The following is a 24,227-nucleotide window of genomic DNA, read 5'->3' as shown; positions in this document are numbered from 1 at the left end:
ATGTGATGTCAGAGCTGCTTGGTAGAAGCTCTGACGCGTTCCGTTTCCTGGGGGCTCACGGTGAGCAACGTCGATTTCATCAACACCAGTCCGCTCGTGTTGTGTGGGCCCTTGCTGCGGCGTGTCGACCCCGGCTCGGTCACCGTATGGTTTGCCCTCAAGGCCCCGGCTACCGTCACGCTCCGGGTGTACACCGGAGAGAACGCCGGACAGGGCACCGGGATGGTGCAGGAGGGGAGCCGGCAGACTGTCCAACTTGGCAAGTACTTGCATGTGGTCGCTGTCACCACGAGCGGCACCCCGCTCGTTCCTGGCACTACGTACCGATACGCGGTTGCCTTCGACAGCGCCGGATATAGCGCCGGGGCTGGCCTGTTCGACCCTGGCATCCTCTCCCTCAGCGAAATCGACGCCCGGGCGATGCTGCTCTATCCCGGCACGGGCGCCTCATGGCTGCCCACCTTTGTCACCCCTCCGACCAACCCCTCCGAGCTGCGGGTGCTGCACGGCTCCTGCCGTAAGCCTCACGGTGGTGGCGTCGACATGCTGCCCACCGTCGATGCTCTCATCGAGGCGGCGCTGCGGGGAGGTCCCCCTCGGCCACATCAGCTCGTGCTGACCGGGGATCAGATCTACGCCGATGACGTCGCCGATTCCCTGCTCGCACTCATCCAGGATGTCATCCGGGTGCTGGAGCTGCCGGTCGAGACGTTGCCGGACCGCAAGGGCAGGCCCATCGACAAACAGAGGCTCGCTATCGGTCATCGGCAGGAGGTCCTCAAGGAGGAGGGCTCCTTTACTTCGTCGGTGGCCAAGAGCCACCTGCTCACCTTCGCCGAGTTCGCCGTCATGTACCTGGTCGTCTGGTCCAACGTGTTCTGGAGGAACGACCTGGCGGAGTTCTCGCAGATATATCCGCGCGAGTGGAACTTCCTCGGGCCGTACTACGACAAGATCCGCAGGGGTGAGGTGATCTGGTCGAAGTGGCCTCCGCCCTCGGCCATCGAGAAGCTCACGCTCTTCCTCGCCGAGAGGAAGGCCCTCATCGACTTTCAGAGTCGGATGCGCGCCGTGCGCAGGGCGATGGCCCACGTGCCAACCCTCATGATGTTCGATGACCATGAGGTGACCGATGACTGGTACCTGAGCAGCGGCTGGTGCCGGGACGCGGTGCTGCCCCACGACCCGCAGCGTCCGGCGCCCGGAGGGAGCGCGATGGGCCGGCGGGTCGTCCAGAACGGGCTCCTCGCCTATGCCCTCTTCCAGAGCTGGGGGAACACGCCCGAGCGGTTCGCGGCCACCGGGGAGGCTGGCCGGATCGGCCGGGAGCTGCTGGAGCACGCCTCGGCTTGGAGCGGCACCGAGGACACCCACAGCACGGAGATCGCGCGCCTGCTGGGGCTGCCCACCACGATGTCCTCGAATGCCCCGTTGCACGCTCCCGGAGCGCTTGCCTACCACTACGAGGTGACGTGGCCGGGCTATCAGCTCATCGTGCTCGATACCCGGACGAGGCGTGTCTTCGATGGGGGCCCGGACGATCCACCCGGTCTTCTCCTCGATGATGGGTCGCTCGCCGAGATGCTCGTCGGCCTGCCCGACCCGGGACCCGATGCGGTCACCCTCGTCCTCTCCCCGGCCCCCGTCATTGGCGTGCCGCTCATCGAGCGCACCGTTCAACCCCTCATCGGCCGCTTCGGGAAGGCGGGCCGGGATTTCGTCGACTACGAGGCGTGGGGGTTCCACCCGTACGCCTTCCAGAAGTTCCTCGGACACCTGCTCGGTCCCACCCCGGTGCGCCGCCACGTGGTCACCCTGGGCGGAGACGTCCACTATGGGTACGCCGCCCGGGTGCGCTACTCGGCGAAGGCCCCCTTCCGCCGGGCGGGTGGCGCCACCGAGGGCGTGATTGTCCAACTCACCGCGAGCGCGCTGAAGAACCAGGACTCCAAAACCGAGAAGTTCCACGGGATGGGCTATGTCCCCGCGGTGGACCGGCTGCCCGAGATGGAGCATGCCGTCGGTTGGGCCAACCCTGGGGGTGGACGGCGGATCATCGGCGACAAAGAGGTGCCCACGGAGGGCGGCGCCGCGCATGGGCCCTGGATCGTGCAAGGCATTCCCGCCATGGGCCAGCGTGGGCCGGACCGCACCCTCACGGCGATTCCCGACTGGCAGTACACGGTCTCCCTCATCAAGCACATAGAGGATGACCCGACGCTGCCCGAGCGGCCCTCACCCGGCGCGCCCCGGCCCATTCTGGACTTCGATCCATCCGTCGATAGGCAGGAGGCGCTCGGCCGCTATCTCACCGCCGCCGCGAACCACAAGGACTACCTTGGTCCGTGGGGCAGCGGGAAGGAGATCGTCGGCTTCAACAACCTCGGCGAGGTCACCTTCTCCTGGGGGGCTGGCGACGCGAAGACGGTGACCCAGACACTCTGGTGGCGGTTGGTGGGCATGCAGGACGCGGCGCCGCTGACCCGCTACGTGGTGGATCTCGCCCTGGGTCCCTCTCTCTATTCCACGTCCGGCGCGCTTCAGCCCGGGCTTCCCCCGCCGGAAGAACCGGCCCAGACGAGGAGGACGTCATGAGCGCTCCCCGTGACCGTGACATCCTGACCCGGCTGCTCGAGGAGATCCTCGCGTTCGTCTCTCCGGTGACGATGGCCGCGGACAGTTCGTGGCATCGCGAGCACTTGCTGGAGAGCCTCGGATGGGATCCCGGAGCCCTCACGGGCTACAGCGACGCCCAGCTCGAGACCTGGTGTCAGCGGCTCTCCACGGCGCGCACGGAGCTGGAGCAACAGCTCGCTCTCGGGACGCCTGACTCGATCGCCGAGGTGGCCAGGCGGCTGCGCGCCTCGACCGGGCTGGTCCGGACCATCACCGATCTACAGCCCGCCCTCACTCCGCAGCTCGGCCAGCTTCCCGCTGGCACCGCGGAGCTGCTCGGGGAGGATCTCCTCACCCTCCTGACGGTCTCGTACCTCAAGGGCCGCTGGCCGATCGGCTACCACGCCGCCTCGTTGCTCGGGCTGATCACTCCGGCCCGGGACAACCCGGTGAGCAACGCGCTGCCCACGCCCTCTCCGGTGCGGCTGCCGATGCGCCGCGACACCCTCCACTTCGACCGGCTCGGCCGATTGCTCTCGGATCCACTCGGTCACCTCGAGGCTGTCTACGCCCCCCATGGATGGGGCGATGCCGCACGTGCCGACGCCACCGCCGACCTGCTCTTCCCGCGGCTCGAGGCGTTCCTGGGGGAACTCGGGCTCACCGCCCACTATGGCATTCGCGAGGGCAATGGCCCGGACATGGGCGTCGTCGGCACGGCGCTCGCCCGCCACCTGCTCACCCTGCGGACCTCCGTGCCCATGGGCGAGAACGCACCGCTCAACGCGGGCGCGACCCTCGCGTTGTCCCCACCAGGACGCGGGGACCTCGGTCTGGTGGTCATGCCCTTCGGCTCGCTGGCGTACCACACGGCGACACCCCGCTGGGCCCTGAGCGTGAAGCTGAGCGGAGGTTCGGATGGGGCTCCGTTCGCCTTCGCCATTGGCCCCCAGGGCTTCTCCCCGCCGCAGGGCGGTGGCAGCGTCCGGTTGGAAATCGACGCGGCGAAGCTGCCCGAAGTGGGCAGTGACGAGGGGTCCGAGCCACCCTCGGAGACCCGGCCGGCCTGGACACTCGGCTCCCCTCAGGGGACCCGGCTGGAGGTGGGCTCGCTGTCGCTGTCCGCCATGGCGAGCTTCCTCCGGGGCGGCGCGGCCGATGGCTCTCAGGACGAGATTGATTACGGCCTGGGCATGAAGGCCAGCACCGCCTCCCTGGTCATCGCCGCGGGTGGCGATGCCGACGGTTTCCTCTCCCGGGTGCTCCCCCCCGAGGGTGTACGGATACCGTTCGATCTGGGGCTCGCCTGGTCCCGGCGCGCCGGGCTCACCTTCAGCGGAGGGGCCAGCCTCGACACGACCCTTCCCGTCCACTTCGACCTCGGCCCGGTGCGCGTCGACCGCATCCGGCTAGCCGTCGCCGCCAGCTCCGGGAACTCCACCGTCACCTCGCAGCTCACCGCCGATGTCCTGCTCGACCTCGGGGTGGTGAAGGCGATGGCGCAGCGAATTGGCGTGGACATGGAGCTCACCCATCGCCCTGGTGGAGGAAGCGCGGGACCGCTGGAGGTGACACCGCGCTTCCGTGCCCCAGAGGGGCTGGCCCTGTCGATCTCCACTGGGCCGGTCACAGGCGCCGGGTATTTGATGCGGAATGCCGATGGCACTCAGTACGCAGGTGCCGCCGAGCTCGGCATCTCCGACTTCCGGCTCACCGCCGTCGGCATCATCGGCACCCGCCTGCCCGGAGGCATCGAGGGCTGGTCGATGCTGATGCTCGGTACGGGCGAGTGGCCACCGGTTCAGCTCGGCATGGGCTTCACCCTCGACGGGATGGGAATGCTCGTCGGGGTGAACCGCACCAGCAACACGCAGGCCCTGCGAAACGCGGTGCGCAGCTCGGCACTGGACGCAGTGCTCTTCCCCCGCGACGTGGTCCGGCAGGCGCCGGCGCTCGTGGCGACGCTCAACGAGCTCTTCCCGGTCGCCGCCGACCGGCACGTGTTGGGGCTCATGGTGCGGGTGGGGTGGGGTGGCACCTCGGCCAGTCAGGTGCTGCGCATCGACGCCGCGCTGCTGCTGGAGTTGCCGGCCCCGCTGCGGCTCATCGTCCTGGGCCGTATCGTGCTCGGCCTGCCATCGATCGCGGCGCCGCTGGTTCGGTTGCAACTCGACGCGGTGGGCATCATCGACGACGAGCTGAAGGAGATCTCCGTCGATGCCTCGCTGCGCGACTCGCGGATCGCCGGCCTGCCGCTCACTGGAGATCTGGCGTTGCGGATCGGCTACGGCTCGAAGCCGCAGTTTGCGCTCTCCGCTGGTGGCTTCCATCCGCGGTTCACTCCGCCCGCGGGATTTCCGTCGCTGCGGCGCATCGCCCTCGCGCTCACCGAGGGGGACAACCCGAGGCTGCGGCTGCAGGCGTATCTGGCGCTCACCTCGAACACCGTCCAGTTCGGAGCGAAGCTGGACCTGCGGGCCGAGGCGCTGGGCTTCTCCGTGGAGGGCTTGCTCGGCTTCGATGCGTTGATCTACTTCGACCCGTTCGGGTTCGTCGTGGACATCCTCGCCCGGCTCGCCGTCCGGTTCCATGGGCGGAACATCCTGACCGTGGGGTTGGAGCTGACCCTGTCCGGTCCGGAGCCCTGGCGGGCCCGCGGTGAGGCGTCCTTCGGGTTCCTCTGGTGGGACGTGCGGATCCGCTTCGACGTGCGCGTCGGCGAGAAGCGGAAGGTGCCAGTCGCGCCCCCAGTGGACGTGCGCCGTGAGCTGCGGGCCGCGCTGGAGGACAAGGCTTCCTGGTCGGTGCTTCCGCCCGAGCGCGAGGTGCCGCTCGTCGCGCTGCGCGCCATCGAGCCGCGTCCCGGCGAGTTGCTCGCTCATCCGTTCGGCTCGGTCGCGGTCCAGCAGCGTGTGATTCCGCTGGGCACCCGGATCGATCAGGTCGGCCGCGCGCCAGTGCTCGGAGGGTCAGCGGCGTTCAACGTGAGCGCGGTGCGCGTCGGGGACATTCCCGTCACCTCCGGGGTGGGCGTGCTCCGGGAGCACTTCGCTCCGGCGACCTACCGCCAGATGACGGACGACGAGAAGCTCACCGCGCCGTCCTTCGTCTCTTATGAGGCGGGGCGCCGGTTCGGGGCTCCGGGTCCCCAGCACCCGAAGGAGAGGGTGGGGCCGGACGGGCTCTCGCTCTCGGTGGGGTCCGCGCCCGGCTACGAAACCATTGTGGTGGATTCACCAGACTTCGCGGCCCGCCGGCAGGTGATGTCCGGGCTCGCGCCGGCGACCCTGGCCGCGCAGGCGGCGACGGGTCCCGCGGCACGGGCGCGCACCCGGGATCGCGGGAGCTCCTACTTCCGCAACGGCGCGGTGCTGCTGGGTGTGCGAGGACCCGATGTGGGGGAGGCAATGAATCATGAATGAGGGCGTCGTGCGGTTCCTTCCCTGGGTGCGGGAGGGGTTGGTGAGCGGGCTGCCCGCTGCGAACGCGGTGGAAGACGCCTTGCCGGCCCGGGCGGGTGTTCCTCTCTCTCTCGAGGTGACCCCGAGTGCGGGTGACCGGACTCCGGTGTCCGGAGGCCGCACGGCGCGCGTCTTCGGTCCCGGCGACGTGACCGCGCTCGACGTCAGCCAGGTGATCCGGGTCTACCCGAGCAGCGATGCGGACGGGTGCGAGCCCAATGGACTCGCCGCCATCGAGTTCGACCGTCCGGACCTGCCGTGGCTGTTCACCCCGGCTGGTCCCGACGCACGGGGCCGGTTGCGGCCGTGGCTCGTCCTGGTGGTTGTGCCGTGGGGACCGGACCTGCTCGAACCTGCGTCCGGGCCGGGTCTGGCGCGGCTGACCTGCCCGGCCGCCGAGCTGCCGGACCTGTCCGAGTCGTGGGCCTGGGCGCATGCCCAGTGCTTCGTCCTCTCCGGGGAGAGCGTTGATAGCGTCCTCGCCGGGGCGCCTGATCGCACCCTGTCCCGGCTGTTGTGCCCTCGCCGTCTGGTCGCGGACACCGCGTACCTCGCCGCCATCGTGCCTGCCTTTGAGGCGGGCCGGAGGGCTGGGCTTGGGCTCCCGTTGGAGAGCCACGAGGACGGTCCGCTCGTGGATGCGTGGACCCCGGGCCAGAGCGCTCCGGTGACACTGCCGGTGTATCACCACTGGCGCTTCCGGACGGGGGCCGAAGGGGATTTCGAGACGCTGGTCCGCAAGCTGCGCCCGCGGGAGCTCCCCGACGATGTGGGGATGCGGATGGTCGATGTGACCGCGGCGGGCAGCGGTCTGCCGTCAGCCGGGATGCTGGGGTTCGAGGGAGCACTCCGCGCCGTGGGAGGACTGCCCACTCCGTGGCCGGAGGCGTTGCGAGGTCCGTGGCGGACGACCCTGCGCGCGCTGTTGGATCCTTCTGGCACCCGGCTCTCGCCCCCCGTCCATGGCGCCGTGCACGCGGGCCCGGCCGGCCGACCCGCGCAGGTGCCCGCCGAGGGAGCGCAGCCGCACTGGCTCCGCGAGCTCAATCTGGATCCCCGGTATCGGGCCGCCGCCTCGCTGGGAGCGAGCGTCATCCGCGAACACCAGGAGGATCTGGCCGCGGCCGCGTGGGAGCAGGCCGCGGCCCTGGTCGAGGCCAACGCGCAGCTGCGCACCGCACAGTTGGCTCGCGCGGCGTCGGACGTCGTCTACAACAAGAGGTTGTCCGGAGCAGCCAGTACAGCGCTCGTGGCCTCCGAGCGTGCGGCGGTCCCGGAAGGGAGCCCTCAGGCGGGAGTGCTTCTTTCGGTCACCCAGCCCGTTCACGGTGGCGTGGCCGGATCGGGAGGGACGACGGTGGCCAACCAGTTGGCCGCGAGCCCCTCTGTCCAGGCCGCTGTCTCGCCCGCGTTCCGCCGGGTGACCCGCCCTCGAGGTCCACTCGCCCGCCGCCTGGGCTCATCCGAGGCCTCGCGCTCGCGTGTGGCGGCGGCTGCACCGATCGGGGTACGTGCGCTCATCGATCTCGCTACCACGTCGCTGTCGGTGGTTCCGCCCGCCGCGCTGCCGGAGGGCGGCTCGGCCCTGGAGCAACTGTCCGCAGACCCGTCCGCCCCCGTGCGGCTGCGGGACATCACCGCCCAGGTGCTTCGAGATGTCTCCGCCTCGACGCTGAAGGTCCGGAAGACCTCGGGCGAGGTGGCCGCGGAGAAGGGGGCCGAGCTGGTGGCGATGGTGTCTCCTGGCGTCATCTCGACTCCGCCAGGGGGCTCCATCGGAGGGAACCGGTTCTTCGTGGGCACCACTGATGGCCGGCTCTTCGAGCGGTTGTACGTCGACGGTCACGGAATCTGGCGAGATCACGGTCAGCCTCCGGGCGGTGCGAAGGTGGGCTACGAGTTGCTCGCGATCCGCGGCGACCTGAGTGTCTTCGTCACCAGCACCGACGGGCGCATCTTCCGCCGACACATCGACACCGGCCACCAGTGGGGCTGGGAGGCGATCCCGAATCCGCCCGGTGTCACGTTCGCCAGTGGCGGCATCCTCATCAACTATAACGAGCTGCTGGTGGTCAGCTCCGATGGCCGGCTTTTCGTGCTCCAGATGGGCAGCGTGCCTTATTCCTGGCTGGACTTGGGCAGACCTCATGTGAGCCACGGCGCGGCCGGCACTCCCGCGTTCGGTGGGACGGGCGCCCAGGTCACCACGGCCACGGGCCGGTTGTTCACCAAGGTCCGCGGCTACTTCGGCGGGGAGTGGATGAGCTGGTCCGACCTACAGGCGACCCAGTCGCTTCGGCCCGGCCCCTGGATGGGTGAGCAGGGCTTCTGGGCGACCACCACCGGCGGCCAGGTGTTGTTCTACAACAATGCCATCATGGGGTCGGGTTGGTACCCGACTGCCGCTCTGTCCCCGGCGGCGGTGTCGGCCCCGGGTGGAGGGTTCGATGGGCACGCCGTCGTGGTCACTTCGGACGGTGGCCTCGCCGAGCTGACGGGCTCGAGTTGGACGAAGTTTGGACCCCCTCCAGGGGGGCTCGCCGCCGCGGCCCGGCCCGGGGGTTACACCAACACCCCGGATGGCCAGCGCGTGCACGTGCGGACCCAGACCGGGAGGCTCGCCGCGCTGCGACGGGTGGGCCTGGCCTCTACCTGGGAGGATTACGGCTTTCCGGCCGACAGTGGTGGTTCCGGAGGACTCAACGATCTGCCGGTGGCGGATGTGCGCTGGGCCCCGCAGCTGGGGGCTCTCTCCTCGCTGCTGGTAGCCCGGTTGGCCAACCCGGCGCCGTACCAGGTCCAGGTGGAGTACCGGGTTGCCCGCGAGCTCGGGTTGGATGGCCAGCCGACGGGCGGCTGGGACCCCACACCTCGTACGGCCCCGGCCACTTATGAGGCGAGCGTGGGCATTGGCGTCGCCGCCGCCGATCTCAACGGCAGCGGACGCCCGGACCTGGTGGTGCTCACCGTGAGCCAGATGCATTGGTTCGGCGAGCAGCGCGGGTACGCCGGATACCAGATTGGCTGGGAGCTGGGCATCGACGGCAGCCCGACTGGTGGTTGGAGCGAAGTGAAGAAGCTGCCAGACCCGCTGCCGCTCGGGCTGGGCGAGGCGGACCTGGCGTTGGCCGATCTCGACGGAGACGGAAAGCTCGAGCTCATCCTCGCCTATGTCGCGGGGAGCGGCGAGAACACCCGGCTGTATTACAGGATTGGCTGGGGGCTCCAGAGCGACGGCAGCGTGGCAGGGGGGTGGAGCCACTCCATCGAGGTGCCCATCCAGCCGGGCCAGGTGAGTGGCGTCGGCGTTGCGATCGCCGACATGGACGATGACGACATGCCCGACCTGGTCATCTCCCTGCTTCGGCGGGATGCCGTTACCGGGAAGAGCTCGATGGCGTACCTCATTGGGAGGAAGCTCAACCGGCGCGGGCATGTCGTCGGGGGATGGACGCCGCTGATCACCGTGGGGGGCGCTCCGCTGAGTGGGTACAGCGTCGGGATGGGGCTGGCGGTGGCCGACTTCACCGGTACTCGCCGGCCGGACCTGCTCGTCTTCTTCAGCGCGGGTTCTCCGCTGCGCTCCTTCTATCGGATCGGCTACGACGTCGGGCCGGACGGCACGGCCTGGTCGTGGAGCGCTGATATCGAGGTGGCGCCGTCGTTCCCGACGGGCGGGCCGCTGGCCGTCACCCTCACGGATCTGGACCCAAGGCTCGTGGCCGAGCGCGCCCGGATGCGCGAGCGGTTCCTCACGGCCGCCACCCGACACCAGACCTATCTCGCGCCCGCCCAGGCCAAGGCGGCCGAGACCCCGCCGACCGGGATCGACGTGCCCGCCGTGGCCAGCACGCTGCGAGGCTCGTTGGATCCGGAACGTACCGTGGTGGAGAGCACCCTCGCCCGGGTTCCGGTGGCCCACAACACCCCGGCGACCGGGGAGCCCGGCGCGGACGTGCTGCGCCCCCTGCTGGCCGGTGTCTCCTTCCCTCAGCCCACCTACGAGCTGTTGCGCAGGATTTCCAAGGACGCGCTGCTGCCCGGGGTGGAGAAGATACCGCCGGACTCCATCACCCTGCTGCGGGCCAACCCCGCCTTCATCGAGGCGTTCCTCGTCGGGATGAATACCGAGATGAGCCGGGAGATGCTGTGGCGGGAGTTCCCCGCGGATCCACGCCACACCTATTTCCGCCAGTTCTGGGATGTACGCGGGGCGGTCTCGGCGGGCGCGCCGCTCACCGACATTCCTCCCATCGCCAGCTGGGATGGCGGCCCGTTGGGCAGCCACGCCACCGGGGTGGGTGGAGCGGGCGAGGGCAACCTGCTGTTGGTGATTCGCGGAGAGCTGCTGCGGCGCTACCCGTCCACCCGCTTGTCGGCATGCCGGGCCGCGTGGGACCCCGCGCAGCCGGGCCGCCGCATCCTCACCAGCACCGAAGTCCAACCCATTTTCAGTGGGTGGCATGCGCCGGATCTGCTCCTCTTCGGTTTTCCGCTGAGCGCCCGGCAGGCTCGCGGGAGCACCACGGATCCAGGCTGGTTCTTCATCCTGCGCGAGAATCTCGCGGCGGTCCGCTTCGGCTTGGATGACCCACCCGCCCATTCGTCTGGATCCGCCGAGCTTCCGGCGAGCTGGAACGACGTTCACTGGGGCCACGTCGTTCCCACGGAGGTGCCAGCCGGACGGGCCGTCCACGCCGTCATCGGCGGCGCGCCGGTGGCCGGCCACACGCTCGAAGGCGTCCGATACGGCTACAACTCCGCGCACCAGGCGCTCGTCGTCACCCAGCGGCCGGTCATGGTCGCCCTGCACGCCAGCGACATGATTGGCGATCTCGACGACGGCTGGCAGGTGACCCACATCCGCACGCTCGATGCCGCGGACCCGTACGAGCGGATTCGCGAGCTGGCCGGAGTGCGCCCGGACGGCGCGCCTTGGCGGCTGCCCGTAGCCGAGGCCATCGCAGCCGTCGAGCGTGGCGAGTACTTCTACGTGCGGTCCACTGGCGGCGACGCGGCCCGGATCCACGTGGTGCATCGAGCCAACGGGACGCGACACCTGCGGACCGGCCCCGATGACGAACCCACCAACAACCTGCTCTCCCTACCGGAGATTCTGCCGTGAGCACGTCCATCGATAACACCAGTTGGACCCTGGCCGCCGACTGGCCCGTGGTGGCCTTGCCGGTCCGGTTGGAGACCCGTTTCACCGCGACCGGCCTGCGCATCCGCGTCTTCCCGGACACCGTCCACATCGACTCTCACGAGCCCCGGCTCACGGACGCCGAGGTCGAGGCGGGAAAGCGATACTGGGAGGCGACGTGGCGGGCCGCTGGCAACACCGGCCGTTGGCGGGCCGCCTGGGAACAGTTGACCACCATGCTGGGGACTGCCCGGGCCACCTGGGTGGCGCGTGTGACCGAGCCGAACCCCGCCGGGAAGCCGACGGAGGAGATCCCCGAGAGCGCTCCGCTGCCGGTGGCTCCGGACTTCCCGGAGCCACTCCGCACCCCTTCGGTATGGACCCGCCCACCATACGCGCGGGGACTGCCGACGCGCTGGCACGTGGTCGCGATCCGGAACACCGGGGCGGGCACGGTTCGAGTCCATGAGGTGTTTGGCCAGCCGATTCGCCGCCCACTGGCGGTGGGGCCCGCTCCAGACTTTGATCCCGCGACCCTTCCCGACGAGGACGCCCCGGTCGGTCCAGCGATGCGCTGGCTCGTCGACTACAACGAGGCGGTTGCCGCCGGCATGGCGCACACGTTGGAGCTGCCAGCCGAGCTGAGGGATCGGATCGACCGGCTGCTCGTCTTCGGCGTCGACGACACCCTGACGCCCCAGGAGACGGCGGATGTGTTGAATCGGTTGATGGAAGCGCACGGTGCCACGGATGGGCTGGGCCTGCTGCCGCCCGGTGCTCCCACCAACAACACGACGTCGGCCAGAGGCGCCGTCCGCTCCGCCCATGATCCACGCGCTCCGGAGAACATCCAGGCCCTCCAGGTGGCGCACGGTGAGCAGGCGCCGGGTGCTGCCACGGCGGTGGTCAACCAGGCTTTGCGCGCTCTCGGGCTGCCCGCCTCCATGACCGCTGGCCAGTCCGGACCCGTGGGCGAGGTGCGGGGCCGTCCGGTACCCGAGGGGGCGCCCACCGCGCTGCCCCGCCAGCCGGGGGCGGCTCGAGACCCGGAGGCGGATATCGAGCGGGTGCACTCCGCGCTCTGGCCGACCACGTGGGGCTACTTCCTGCGGCACATGATGTCCGGCCGGTTCGGTACGGCGGTGGCCGACCGGATGCGCGAGCAGTTCGTGCGCCTCGTTCGCGCCGATGGGCCCCTGCCGACGCTGCGGATCGGCGCCCAGCCCTACGGGCTGTTGCCGGTTCTGGCCATGAACGGATGGGGACCCGTGTCCGGTGAGTCGGACGACACCGGGGGCGTGGCATTGCTGCGCCGATTGCGCGACCAGGTATGGGGGCCGTCCGTGGACGACGTGTCGACGATTCCCCCTACCGGAGGCCAGGCGCCGGCGGAGGCACTGCTCGACATCTTCGGCAGCGACGCGCACATCCGGGAGTTCCGGGCCCGCAGCGTGCTGGGTAACGAGTACGTCGCCTGGCTCTGGCGTTTCGCTCGGTTGCGGCTGGGCGACACCTGGCAGGTGCAGCTCTCCGCCCGCTCCCGGAGCTTCCTGCAGTCGCTGGGACTGCTCGGGGCAGGGGAGAGGGTTCCCGTCGCGGCAGGGACGGTCTTCGCCGCCGATGCCTTCCGGCTCGGAACGCCGCTGGTGGCCGCGCCCGGCACCAGCCCGGCCAGCTACCTGAGTGCGCTGGCCACCGCGACCGCGACGAGCCTGCGAGGGCTCCCGGAACAGCCCGATCCTTCTCCGGCCGGAGTCACCGGGGGGGTGCCGGTCCTTTATCGGTTGCTCCGCACGGCCTTGCTGGCGGAGTACTCGCGCGCGGCGGAGCGGTTGGGGGCGCCCGAACCGGTCGAGCCGGAGTTGATCGACATTGCCCCCGACACGCTCACGTCCACCCTGTGGCGACGGCTGGACACGCCGCTGCCCGGAGGCAACGGCCAGACGATCGGCGCCTACCTGGACAGTACCGCGGGTGTCACGGATGCACGCGCCGAGGGCCTGAGGGCACTGCGAGAGGCCATCTCCCGGTTCGCCGCGCTGCCCGTCGCGGAACTGGAGCGGTATGTCTCCGGGGCGCTCGGTTTGACCGCGCATCGGCTCGATGCGTGGTTCACCAGCTACGCTACCCGGCGGTTGTGGACGATGCGGTCGGCCAGGCCGGCGGGGGCCTGGGTCGGTGGCTTCGGTTGGCTGCTGAATCTCGAAAGGGGGCCGACGCCGGCCACCATCGACAGCCCGTGGCCGGAGCTGGAGCCCGGGAAGCTGCGCCTGTCGTCCACGGGGGCGGGCTTCGTGCATGCTCCGTCGGTTCCGCAGGCCCTCACCGCAGCGGTGCTGCGCAGCGGTTGGCGCTCGTATGGCGGGCCCGTGAGTGACAATCCCCTCGCGGTGGACCTGTCCTCGCGACGGGTGAAGATCGCCGAGTTCCTGCTCGATGGAGTGCGCCAGGGACAGCAACTGGGCGCTCTGCTCGGGTACAGGTTCGAGCGGGCTCTTCATGAGCACCCTTATGGCACCCTGGGCGCGTACCTGCCGGCGTTCCGGGCACTCGCGCCGCTCCGGGCCACCCTGGTGACGGCCCATGCGGCCCCGCGTGGCACCGAGACCACCACGGCAACCACCGATGGGTTGGTCCTGCACGACAAGGCGAAGGCGGGCCTGGCGTGGGGCAGGGATGGCCTGCCGGAGACGACACACCCGGCCTATGGGCCGCTGCGGGAGGTGCTCACCGAGCTGGCCGATGCGGTTGACGCGGTGAGCGACGCATTGCTCGCGGAGAGCGTCCACCACCTCGTCAATGGAAACCCCGCCCGGGCGGGAGCGAGCCTGGAGGCCGCGTCTCGAGGAACCGCCGTGCCACCGGAGCTGGAGTTCGCCCGGGGCGGCCGGACCGGCTCCGCTGTCACCCACCGCGTCGTCGTGCTCGCCAACGTGACGCGTGCCTCGCGCGCCCAATGGCCGGCCGAGTCCGATCGCTCACCGCGGATGTTGCTGTCGACCGTGGCCGACGTGCTCGCCTCCGCGCTGCTGCCGGAGCCGAGCCGGGTCTTCTGCCGGGCCCACTGGCACCTCCCGGATGGAGGCCTCGAGCCGGTCTCCATTTCACTGGATTTCCTCTCGTTGCCCGCCATCGACTACGTGATGATGGCACCCCGTGAGCCCGTGCCCAACGGGGCCGAGCTCGACCAGCTCCTGGATCGCGCGTTCCGGGCTCGACTGCCCGCAGACGAGGCGGCTCGTCGCGCCGGTTGGAGACTCGCCCTCGACTTCGGCCGCGATGCGGGCTGGTCCTTCGAACGGCTCTCGGTGGCCGAGTTCCTCGGCGCCCTCGACGCGGTGCGGGCGCTCCTCACGGGGACTCGCGCGTTGACCCCCACCGACCTGAGCGCCCCCGGTTCGACGGTCGGGTATGTCGGAGTCGATCAGGAGCTGGTCAACGCCGCCGACGGCGCTGCGATCATCGCCCGCAACACGGTGACGGAGCTGCGAGGCTCCAACCCGGCGGACGTCGACCGCGCCCTGTTGCGCGCCAGCAACCTCGGTGTGATGGGGGTGATTCCGCCGCCGGCCGGCGCCTCCACCGACCCGGCTACCGTGGCCCGGAGGACCGAGGCGGTGGAGAGAGCGATTGGAGAGCTCACCCAGAGGCTGGCCACCGCGGAGGCGCTCGTCGCCGGCTTCAACCGGACCAAGGCCAGTCCCGACGAGCTTCGTGAGCACGACCTGGCGCGGCTGCGCGCGGTTGCTGGCACCGACCTGCCGTTCCTTCCCGCCCTCATGCCAGTCGATGCAGCCGGGTGGGAATCGGCGCTCGCGGCCAGCCCCGCGCTGCAGGGCGGAGATCCGGGGGCGGTGGGCCGGTGGATGGCGCAGTACGCCCGAGTCCGCCCGGCCGTGGAGCGGCTCCAGCAGACGCTCACCTTTGCCCAGGCGCTGCGCACCGGGCTTGCCACCTCCCCGGGGGAACCGTTGCAGGTTGCCCAGTACCCGGCGGTGGCCGGTGATCGCTGGTGGGGACTGCCCCGGCCGGCCTCTGCTCCGGCCACCTCTCGGACGGGCTGGGTGGTCTGCATGCCCCAGAAGATTGATTGGAGCAGAGCCGTGGCGGGCCTCGCGGTGGATGAGTGGACCGAGGTGGTGCCATCGCTGTCGGAGACGACGGGCGTCGCGTTCGAGTACGACGCGCCGGGCGCGGTTGCTCCGCAGTCCATCCTGGTCGCTGTCCCGTCCCGGCCGGACGCCGCGTGGACCGCGGAGACCCTGGAGCAGACCTTGAATGAGACGCTCGACCTCGCCCGCATCCGCGCGGTCGACCTCGACACGCTGGGGGACGCGGGTCAGTTCCTGCCAGCCATCTACTTCCCCTACAACGTCGCGCGGCACGCGGCCTCCACCGACCTGGTGCCCGATGCCGCGCCCACGACCGCACGCGCCCTCGACGCGGAGAGGCCATGACCATGTCCGGATCCCAGAACCCTTCCATCACGACCTGGACCCGGTTGGAGCCGCGTACCCGCTCGTCCGACATGAGCGGGGCGTTGGAGGCGCGCATCGCCGACCCGCTGTGGCTGCTGGCCCGTCAGTGGCAGCTGGGGGAGTTCCAGGGGGAGGATGCGGGAACTCCCGTGGTGGCCCGCATGCGCGCGGAGACGGCCCCGCTCAGTCGGATGCGGATTGGCAACACCCGGAACAAGATTCGACCGACCCGCCGGCTCACCGCGTTGGGCCACCCGGAGACCGCGCAGTCGTATGATCGTCCGGCGGAGCGGCGCGTGGTTCCCGACCAGCCGCTGGAGACCCTCGTCGAGGCCGAGCTGAAGGGGACAGCGCGAGACCTGCGGACCGCGGCGGAGACCGGGCAGGACTTCCTGCGTGCGCTCGCCGAGGAGAATGCCACGGACCTGTCCGCCGCGGTGATCTCCGCTTTCCCCTTGCCGAACGATCCCGGCTCGCTCGGGGATGCACCGACCGCCGCCTATCTGCGGATCGTCGCGGGGCGGGTGCCGGACGGTAATGCGCTCGCGGATTTCGCCACGAACAACACGCCCCTGCCCGCGGTGCCCGGCGTGCCGGCCGCCCGGCAGCCGGCGTTCGCCGCCGCCGTGCAACGCTGGTTGCCGAGGGCCCAGGCAGCGCTGCGGGTTTCCCCGAGTGGGGGAAACAGCTGGGATCGCGAGCGGCTGGAGTACCGCTTTGAGGTGGCCGCCCACCCGAGCGGGCGTGGCGAGGTGGTGCTCGCGGCGGACGAGTACGATGGAGGCCGGCTGGATTGGTCGGATCTTCAGGTGCGTCCTGGGGTCACGCTGGCCACGCCGGCGGACTCGGTCCAGGTGGTACGGACCGTGCTGCCGACACCCGCGGCCTACCCGGGCATGCCCGCGCTGCGCTGGTGGGAGATGGAGGACGCCCGGGTCTCTTGGGGCAGCACGGGCGCGGAGCGGACGGACCTGGCGCGTCTGCTGCTCGTCGAATACGCCTCGGTGTATGCCAACGACCATTTCCTCATTCCGGTCGATCTGCCCGTGGGTTCGGTGACCGCGGTGACGTCGTTGGTGGTGACGGACACCTTCGGCGAGCGCACGCTCATTCCGCCCGTGGCCGACGAGGACGGGTGGGCACTCTTCCGGCCTACCGTGGAGGGCAGTTGGGACACCGCCGAGTTGCTCGTGTTGTTGCCCACGGTCGCCGAGGCCCTCGAGGGACCGGTAATCGAGGAGGTGCTGTTGCTGCGCGACGAGGCCGCCAACCTGGGGTGGGCGATCGAACGCACCGTCCCGGGGCGGGCCGGTCACCCGGTGAACCGTCACGAGCAGGCGCAGCGGAGCCGGGGTGCGCTTCCCGCTCCGGCATCGGCCGGGCCGCTCGTCTACACGCTGCAGACCTTCGCGCCCGAGCATTGGTTCCCGCTGCTGCCGGTGGCCGATGCCTCGGGTTCAGTCTGGCTGCACCGGGCACCCGCGCAGCGAGAGGGACCGAGCGGCGAGCCGGTGGATGTGGCGCCAGCCGGCCGGCTCCTTGATCCGGAGAGTCCTTTGCGAATCCCCGAGGAGGAGGTGGGTCGCGCAGGTGCCCGGGTCACCCGGCGTTGGCAGCTGGCCCGGTGGGTGGATGGGAGCATCCACCTCTGGTTGGGGAGGACCAAGGGGGCAGGGCGGGGCGAGGGCACGGCGGGGCTTCGCTATGACGTCGTCGGACCCCAGCCCTGACGTCCGGCGCCTCACCTCATCCAGCGCGCTCGAATCTTCCCGTTGACCACTTCGACGGCCATCCAGTCATCCGCGAAGGCGGCGGAGCAGTCGCACCGCACCACCGTCAGGAACTCCCGCACCAACTGGAGTTTGAACCCGCGCGGTGTCTTCAGGACGGCCACCATGCTGTCCTTTGATTGCCCGAGCTTTGGTTTCACGTCGAGCACTCTCCCCGTCGCCGCATCGATGAGCGCCACCCCCACCCAGTCGTAGCCAGGGCGGTCATTCCGGGTGAAGAACACCAGCACCCGGTGGCCATCCACCGCGAAGGCGGAGACGCCACTGTTGATGGGCTCCTTCGAGTCCGCACGCCGGCAGAGGGACTCCCCATTCGCGATGTTCGAGATGGCGCTGTACCAGCCCTTCTCCATCGGGATGACGCTCTTCCCGGCCGAGGTCTCCACGAAGGCGCTCATGTCATCCTCGGTGCACTCGCCCGACGCGGAGTCGAAGCTCACCGAGAACGCATGGGCTCCGAGCTGGCACTCCAGCCGGAAGTCACAGTCGGTGGCTTCCGGCTCGGCGGCCTGCGCCATGAGCGCGCCGCACCACAGCATCGCCACCACCCAACCAGCACGTCGCATCAGGGCCTCCGTGAAGGCCCCGCGCGGGGGCCGCTCAGTGGCCAGCGTCGTAGACCGCGTCGCGGACGGCAACGGGAAAGGCGCCCCACATGCCCTCGAAGGTGGTGTTGGTGAGGACAATCACCGTCAGCCCCTGCTTCGGGTCCACGAACCAGTTGTGGCCATACGCGCCCATCCAGTGGAACGTGCCTGCTGACTGCGGGCTCTTCGCCGTCACCGGGTCCACCAGCACGCCCACGCCGAGTCCAAAGCCCCAGCCCGGGCCCGCGCTCGCCGCCTGGGGGCCGACCTGGTCCGTCACCAACTGCGCCACGGTGTCCGCCTTCAGCACCGACGTCCCGCCCGTCCGCAGCGCCTCCAGGAACTTCAGGTAGTCCCCCGCCGTGCCCACCATGCCGCTGCCTCCAGACGCGAAGGAGCGCGTGTCGAAGACGCGACCCGGCACGAAGGTGACGCCGCTCGCCCCGCTGGGCACGAAGCGCGACTCGCCGATGCGCACCGGCTCCGGCTTCCCATCCGCGTACGGCGTCGTCAGCCGCGCTGCGTCCTTCACGCGGAACCCCGTGTCCGTCATGCCGAGCGGACGGGTGACGAGCTTCTCGATGACCGTGGGCAGCGGTGCGCCACCCGCGCGGGCCACCACCTCCCCGAGCACGTCCGTGGCCATCGAGTATCCCCACTTCTTCCCGGGCTCATAGACCAGCGGCACCGAGGCGAGGCGGCGCAGGTTCTCCTCCATGGACAGGCCGGGCTGGTCGATCCCGCTGGACACGCGGGCCTTGTGGTACGGCCCGTCCGCCGGCTCCATGAGATCGTACGAGAGGCCCGCGGTGTGCGTCAGGAGCTGACGCACGGTGATGACGGGCTCGGTGCCGTCCGGCAGCTTCGGCCGGAAGGTGGGAATCCACTTCGTCACCGGGTCCTCGAGGCGGAGCTTCCCCTGCTCGACGAGCTTCAGCGCGGCGACGGACGTCATCGCCTTCGTCAGGGAGGCCAGGCGGAACAGCGCGTCCTCCCGCATGGGCTTCTTCGCCTCACGGTCGGCGAGGCCGGCGGCGCGCTGGTAGACGACCTTTCCGTCCTTCGCGACGAGCACGACGGTGCCGACGATGCGCTTTTCCGTGAGGGCGCGGTCGATGGCGGCATCGACCCGCGCCTGGATGGCCGCATCCCCCGTTGGGGCGGCGTGGGCGAATCCAAAGCCGAGGACTACGAGGAGGGCGGCGATGATGGCGGTTTTCATGGGGTGCTCCTTTCAGCGGTGACGACGACGCTCACGATGTACGTGGCGCCTCCGCGCCCGGCAGCCCATATTTCCGAAAGGTGCCTATACGAATTAGTATGAGGCAACGGGGAGCACCGTGGATTGGGATGACTTGAGAATCGCGCTCGCGGTGGTGAGGCATGGCTCGCTCAGCGCCGCCGCGCGGGCCCTGGGGACGACACAGCCGACCGTGAGCCGGCGGCTCGACGCGTTCGAGCGGCGCACGGGGGCGAAGCTGTTCGAGCGTGCGAAGGAGGGGCTCACGCCCACGCCGCTGTGCGCGGCCCTCATTGAGGGAATGGACCGGATGGAGGAGGGCGCGCTCACGGTGGAGCGGCGGCTCGCGGCGCGCGACACCGGGCTTCAGGGGAGCATCACGGTGACGAGCCTCGACTGGTTCGGGGACTACGTGATGGCGCCCATCATGGCGAGGTTCGGCGGGCTGCATCCGTTGGTGAGCCTCGCGCTCATCAACGATGGGCGACGGTACAACCTGTCACGAGGCGAGGCCGACATTGCCTTCCGCCCTGGAGTCTTCGACCAGGAGGACATCATCGAGCGCAAGGTCGCCGAGATCGCCTTCGGCCTGTACGCATCGCCCGCGTACCTGGAGCAGCACGGGCTTCCGGACTTCGGCTCGGGCTGCGCGGGGCAGTCCATCCTCATGCTGCACGAGACAGCTCCCCGGACTCCGCTGACGGACTGGCTGCGGAACATCGCACCCGATGCCCGGTCCATCCTGCGGACCAACGGCATCTGGTCGCAGCTCGCGGCGGCCGAGTCGGGAGAGGCGCTCGCTGTCCTGCCCCGCCTGCTCGTGGACAAGCGGCTGACGCTCCGGCGCATTGAGACGCCGCGCCCCGGTCCGGTGCTGACGGTCCGCATGGGCGTCCACCAGGACATGCGGAAGACGCCGCGCATGCGGGCCTTCATGGACTTCGCAGTGCGCGAGCTGGAGCTGCGCGCGGCGGAGCTGAACCCGCGCTGAGGCGTTCTTCGCGGGCAACCCCCGCCAGCGATCGGGCACTTCATCTGCTGACCAAGGAGTACCTGGACCGATGCGAACACCTTCAACTCGAACAGACCCGAATCCCCGGCGCAGGCGGCCTCGCCGATGGCTCGTCGCCGGAGGTCTCCTCGTTGGCCTCGGACTGCTCATGCTCTTCGCGTTGCGCAGTCCCCCGTCTCCAGTCGGGTACTTCACCTCCGCGGCGTCCCAGGACCGCTTTCTCGCGGCGTACAAGCGCGCGATGGCGGATATGCCTCAACCGGATCGCACGCTCGACCTCCGCACGTCGTACGGGGTGGTACGGGTTTATCACTTCGCCGGAGCTGCTCCCGCTGCCATACCGCTGCTGTTGTTGCCGGGCAGGGCGTCCGCGTCACCTGTCTGGGCGGACAACATGTCGGCCCTGCTCGGCGTTCGCAGCCTCTACACGATCGACCTCCTCGGCGAGCCCGGGATGAGCATTCAGTCCCGACCGATCACCAGCGCTGAGGATCATGCTCGATGGCTGCACGAAGTCCTGCTGGCGTTGCCCGAGAGCAAGGTTCATCTCTTCGGGATGTCGATCGGTGGGTGGACGGCGATCAATCTGGCCGTCCGTCAGCCGGAGAAGATTGCCAGTGTCACCGTGCTCGACCCGATCATGACCTTCAACAACCTCTCCGTGGAAGCGATCGTCCGGAGCCTCCCGGCGAGCGTGCGCTGGTTCCCCAAGGCGTGGCGCGACAGCTTCGCCAGCTGGACGGCGAACGGGGCGCCGGTCGAGGACGTACCGGAGGCCGTGATGATCGAAGCCGGCATGCAGTCGTACGCGTTGAAGCTCTCGGGTCCAGTCCGAATCACCGAAGAGCAACTCACCGCGCTGAACATCCCGGTGCTGGCGATCATCGCCGGCGCCTCCGGCATGCACAACTCCGCCGAGGGGGCTGAGACGGCTCGTCGGCTGCTCAATCCCGGTGAGGTGAAGGTCTATCCCCAAGCGTCGCACGCGATCAACGGTGAGTATCCCAACGAGATCGCCGCTGACATCTCCGGCTTCCTCAGTCGGATCGAGCCGTGACGTCCGAGGGCCATTCGGCAGAGTTTCCGAAGAGTCAGGAGGGAAGGGCCTTCGTGGACTTACCTGAAGGGGATGAGGTCCTGACTTGGCTGGAACCCACAGGGACCTGGAAGCCCACGCCCCCGCGGCCTGCGGCCCTTTTCAACCCCTTTGCACCAGCCCGCCCCCTCAAACAGGGCCCCCATTCCGCCTATAATTCACACACCATGATGAATCCCTCCTTCAAGACTCCGGAAGGGTAGAGCGCTTTCACGACCGTCTATGAGAGGGCCCTGGAGCGCTGGCCCGTACCCGTCGAGAGGCTCTTCGTGCCCACGCGTTTCGGGCGGACGCACGTGCTCGTGAGTGGGCCTCGCGAGGCGCCTCCCTTCTTCCTGCTGCACGGGATGACGGGGACCTCGACCATGTGGGCCCCCAACATCGCCGCGCTCGCCCGGACGCATCGGGTCTACATGCCCGAGGTGCCGGGGGACTTCGGTTGGAGCGAAATTGCGCCGCCTGGCTCGGGGAGGTGATGGACGGGTTGAAGGTGGAGTCGGCCGTGGTGGGCGGGCAATCGCTCCCGTCTTCGAGTGGTCCGAGCGGTGGATGTGCGCCCCGGGGAGCACCCCGCCTCGGGAATCCTCGGAGCTGTTCGCGGCGGGTATGAAGCATTTCCGCTCGCGGTTGCGGGTGCGGCCGGGTCCCTTCCCGGAGGAGGAGCTCCGGCGGCAGCTCGTGCCCACGCTGCTGCTGGTGGGCGAGAAGGAGGTCATCACCAACGGCCCGGCCCTGGTGGAGCGTGCGCGGCAACTCGTCCCCCACCTCCAGACCGAGCTCGTCCCCAATGCTGGCCACCTGTTGTCCGGCGAGCAGCCCGAGCGCGTCAACGCCCACGTCGTGCGCTTCCTGGAGGACCTGGCACTTCCTTCCCAGGCCGCATGAGCGAGGGGGCTAGAACAGGACGACCATGGCGCCCACGGGGATCTTCTCGTAGAGGGCGGCGATGTCCGGCGTGTGCATCACCACGCACCCCCAGGACAGCCGGCCGCCCGTCTCCTCCCGCGTCCAGGGCCCCACCCAGCCGTGGAAGCCAATGCCGCTGCCCAGGCGCGTGGAGCCCTCGGTGGGTTTGCGCTCCGCCCACGCGCGGGCGATGCGGTTGCGCACCTCGCGGGTGATGAGTCCTTCGGCGAGGCCCCGATCCGCGTCCCAGGTGTTGGGATAGTTCAGGCGGATCCAATGGCCGCCGTAGTACTCGGCGTAGGGTCCCGTGAAGGTGCCCCGGTGCTTCTGCACCACGTGGTACATGCCCATGGGTGTGCGGTTGTCCCCGCGTACCTGCTTGCGGCCCTCGGCCTGGCCAAAGCCCACCTCCACCCGAGCCATCTCCTGCCCCCGCGTGTACAGCCGCATGGCGTAGTCGTTGTGTGAGACGAGCAGCAGCACGGGCTCCTGGGCGGGTTGGGGCAACCGCGCCCGCGCCTGGAGGAAGCTCCGGGCCTCGGTGTCTGACAGGAGTTTGCCCCCATGCAGCGTCACCGACAGCCGGCCCTTCGGGGCCACCCGCCCCAATCCCTGTCCGCGCTTGACCGTGTCACCCGGGCTCAGCTTCCGCTCCGCCAGCGGGGCGTACTCCGCGCGGATGCGCAGCAACTCGTGGTTTTCGTAGAAGAGATGCTCCAGCGTGAGCGATTGGGCCTGGGCGTCCACCGCCACCACGCGCCCGTGGGCCAGGGCGCGGACCTCGCTGCCCGCGGGTGCGCGGGAGGGAGCCGGCAGCGGCTCGAAGCCATCCGCGGGCGGCGTCGAGGGGTGGAGCCAGGCCTCGAAGACATCCGCGGTCGGGGTGGCCTGGGCCCCCGGCGACAGGAGGAGGCCCAGGGCCCACATCACGGCGAGGCAGCGGAGCGGGGACGAGGACATGGAGGCAGCTTAGGTGATGCGTGCGCCGGACTCGACCCTGGTGCGAGTCCCCGTCTTACCCTAGCGCCTCCACCAGCAGGTTGTCCTGGGGGCGCGGTGGGGAGACTCGAGCGCGAGTTGCAGCAGCTAAGCCAGCTCACGCAAAAACGACGCGACCACCTCTCCCAGGCGCTCGGGTTGTTCAAACGGAAGGCCGTGGGAGGCGTCCTGTACCTGTTCGATTCGCACGCGTGGGTTGAGGCTCCGCACTTCCGTTGCCATCTCGAGCGTGACGACGGGGTTGCTGTCCCCAATGACGAGTAGGATCGGGACGTCAATCGCGCTCACCACGTCGCGATACTCGGGGTTGGGCGGCGTGAGAACGTCGAAGGCGCTCATGCGGGTTTTCAGTCTCGCTTCGGCAAGAAGCTCGACGATCTCGGGCGAGCGACGCGGGTGTCGGGCTCGGAGCTGCGCGACGAGGTCAGACTTCTGCATGCCGAGGGTCCGGCGGTGTTGCTCGGCGACGTCGCTGTCGCGCACCTCGCGCTGGCGCTCGGGGCTCAAGAACGTCGGATCGACCAGGATGAGGCCGCGGATGCCCCCCGCCCCTCGACTCGCCACCACCGCGGCGGTCATGCCGCCCATCGAGTGGCCAAGCAGAACCGGACGAGAGAGCTCCAGGCCACGGATGAGGCCCGCGACGTCGCTCGCGTGATCGTCGTACCGGTAGCCGTGGTGCGGCGCGCTCGAACCGCCGTGCCCTCTGGCGTCGGGCATGACGACGTCGAATTCACCTTCGAGCACGCGCGCCAAGGGAGTCCAGCAGGCGCCGTTCCCGGTCAATCCATGGAGCAGAACGACGGGAGGGTTGGCGCCTCCGGTTCGGAGGTAGTGGATGTTGATGCCGTTCGTTTCGCAGACTCCACTCATCCAGGTCGTCATGGAACTGTTCCTGC

General features: G+C 69.7%; 13 protein-coding genes. 9 read left to right on the top strand and 4 right to left on the bottom strand.

The annotated features are described in order from the left end of the window. Positions 1 to 60: 60 nt before the first annotated feature. Genes F0U60_RS31685 through F0U60_RS31665 form a run of 5 tightly spaced genes read left to right on the top strand, consistent with a single transcriptional unit; the run spans position 61 to position 17,428 of the window. Positions 61 to 2,595, top strand: a complete 2,535-nt coding sequence (locus F0U60_RS31685; RefSeq protein WP_395805400.1) for a purple acid phosphatase family protein — start codon at positions 61 to 63, stop codon at positions 2,593 to 2,595. Next, positions 2,592 to 6,038, top strand: a complete 3,447-nt coding sequence (locus F0U60_RS31680) for a DUF6603 domain-containing protein (protein WP_395805398.1) — start codon at positions 2,592 to 2,594, stop codon at positions 6,036 to 6,038. The genes F0U60_RS31685 and F0U60_RS31680 overlap by 4 nt, the downstream gene beginning before the upstream one ends. Continuing rightward, positions 6,031 to 11,202, top strand: a complete 5,172-nt coding sequence (locus tag F0U60_RS31675) for a DUF3892 domain-containing protein (RefSeq protein ID WP_395805396.1) — start codon at positions 6,031 to 6,033, stop codon at positions 11,200 to 11,202. Before F0U60_RS31680 ends, F0U60_RS31675 begins: the two co-directional genes overlap by 8 nt. After that, the gene (locus F0U60_RS31670; protein ID WP_395805394.1) at positions 11,199 to 15,677 is read left to right on the top strand and encodes a hypothetical protein; all 4,479 of its coding nucleotides are present in this window, start codon (positions 11,199 to 11,201) and stop codon (positions 15,675 to 15,677) included. Before F0U60_RS31675 ends, F0U60_RS31670 begins: the two co-directional genes overlap by 4 nt. Before the next feature lie 2 nt (positions 15,678 to 15,679). Next, complete coding sequence (locus F0U60_RS31665; protein WP_395805392.1) at positions 15,680 to 17,428, top strand: hypothetical protein; 1,749 nt, start codon at positions 15,680 to 15,682, stop codon at positions 17,426 to 17,428. A gap of 11 nt (positions 17,429 to 17,439) precedes the next feature. Here F0U60_RS31665 and F0U60_RS31660 read toward each other — a convergent pair whose 3' ends face one another. Both F0U60_RS31660 and F0U60_RS31655 read right to left on the bottom strand, forming a co-directional pair. Beyond that, complete coding sequence (locus F0U60_RS31660; RefSeq protein ID WP_395805390.1) at positions 17,440 to 18,054, bottom strand: hypothetical protein; 615 nt, start codon at positions 18,052 to 18,054, stop codon at positions 17,440 to 17,442. Positions 18,055 to 18,088: 34 nt separating this feature from the next. After that, on the bottom strand, positions 18,089 to 19,297 hold the full coding sequence (locus tag F0U60_RS31655; RefSeq protein WP_395805388.1) for a serine hydrolase domain-containing protein: 1,209 nt from the start codon (positions 19,295 to 19,297) through the stop codon (positions 18,089 to 18,091). A 133-nt stretch (positions 19,298 to 19,430) separates the two neighbouring features. Between F0U60_RS31655 and F0U60_RS31650 the strand changes: the two genes are divergently transcribed. From F0U60_RS31650 to F0U60_RS31635, 4 genes are all read left to right on the top strand, one after another. Then, entirely contained in the window at positions 19,431 to 20,306 is an 876-nt protein-coding gene (locus tag F0U60_RS31650; protein WP_395805386.1) for a LysR family transcriptional regulator, read from the top strand. A 169-nt stretch (positions 20,307 to 20,475) separates the two neighbouring features. Next, entirely contained in the window at positions 20,476 to 21,384 is a 909-nt protein-coding gene (locus tag F0U60_RS31645; protein ID WP_395805384.1) for an alpha/beta fold hydrolase, read from the top strand. Between the two features lie 308 nt (positions 21,385 to 21,692). After that, the gene (locus tag F0U60_RS31640) at positions 21,693 to 21,899 is read left to right on the top strand and encodes an alpha/beta fold hydrolase (RefSeq protein ID WP_395805382.1); all 207 of its coding nucleotides are present in this window, start codon (positions 21,693 to 21,695) and stop codon (positions 21,897 to 21,899) included. After that, the gene (locus F0U60_RS31635) at positions 21,874 to 22,308 is read left to right on the top strand and encodes an alpha/beta fold hydrolase (protein WP_395805380.1); all 435 of its coding nucleotides are present in this window, start codon (positions 21,874 to 21,876) and stop codon (positions 22,306 to 22,308) included. The genes F0U60_RS31640 and F0U60_RS31635 overlap by 26 nt, the downstream gene beginning before the upstream one ends. A gap of 9 nt (positions 22,309 to 22,317) precedes the next feature. Here F0U60_RS31635 and F0U60_RS31630 read toward each other — a convergent pair whose 3' ends face one another. Further along, positions 22,318 to 23,289, bottom strand: a complete 972-nt coding sequence (locus F0U60_RS31630; RefSeq protein ID WP_395805378.1) for a L,D-transpeptidase family protein — start codon at positions 23,287 to 23,289, stop codon at positions 22,318 to 22,320. Positions 23,290 to 23,415: 126 nt separating this feature from the next. Further along, positions 23,416 to 24,213 carry an alpha/beta fold hydrolase gene (locus F0U60_RS31625; protein ID WP_395805376.1) on the bottom strand — a complete coding sequence of 266 codons (798 nt, stop codon included), beginning with the start codon at positions 24,211 to 24,213 and terminating at the stop codon, positions 23,416 to 23,418. Positions 24,214 to 24,227: the final 14 nt, after the last annotated feature.

It is taken from the genome of Archangium minus, assembly GCF_044360475.1.
Taxonomy (GTDB): Bacteria; Myxococcota; Myxococcia; order Myxococcales; family Myxococcaceae; genus Archangium; species Archangium minus.
Note: the sequence above shows the minus strand (reverse complement) of the source record. Positions and strands in the feature narration are given on the sequence as shown.

Coding starts and splice junctions, on each gene's coding strand:
- F0U60_RS31680 (WP_395805398.1), top strand. CDS start 2,592: ATGAGCGCTCCCCGTGACCGTGACATCCTGACCCGGCTGCTCGAGGAG.
- F0U60_RS31675 (WP_395805396.1), top strand. CDS start 6,031: ATGAATGAGGGCGTCGTGCGGTTCCTTCCCTGGGTGCGGGAGGGGTTG.
- F0U60_RS31665 (WP_395805392.1), top strand. CDS start 15,680: ATGTCCGGATCCCAGAACCCTTCCATCACGACCTGGACCCGGTTGGAG.
- F0U60_RS31660 (WP_395805390.1), bottom strand. CDS start 18,054: ATGCGACGTGCTGGTTGGGTGGTGGCGATGCTGTGGTGCGGCGCGCTC.
- F0U60_RS31655 (WP_395805388.1), bottom strand. CDS start 19,297: ATGAAAACCGCCATCATCGCCGCCCTCCTCGTAGTCCTCGGCTTTGGA.
- F0U60_RS31645 (WP_395805384.1), top strand. CDS start 20,476: ATGCTCTTCGCGTTGCGCAGTCCCCCGTCTCCAGTCGGGTACTTCACC.
- F0U60_RS31630 (WP_395805378.1), bottom strand. CDS start 23,289: ATGTCCTCGTCCCCGCTCCGCTGCCTCGCCGTGATGTGGGCCCTGGGC.
- F0U60_RS31625 (WP_395805376.1), bottom strand. CDS start 24,213: ATGACGACCTGGATGAGTGGAGTCTGCGAAACGAACGGCATCAACATC.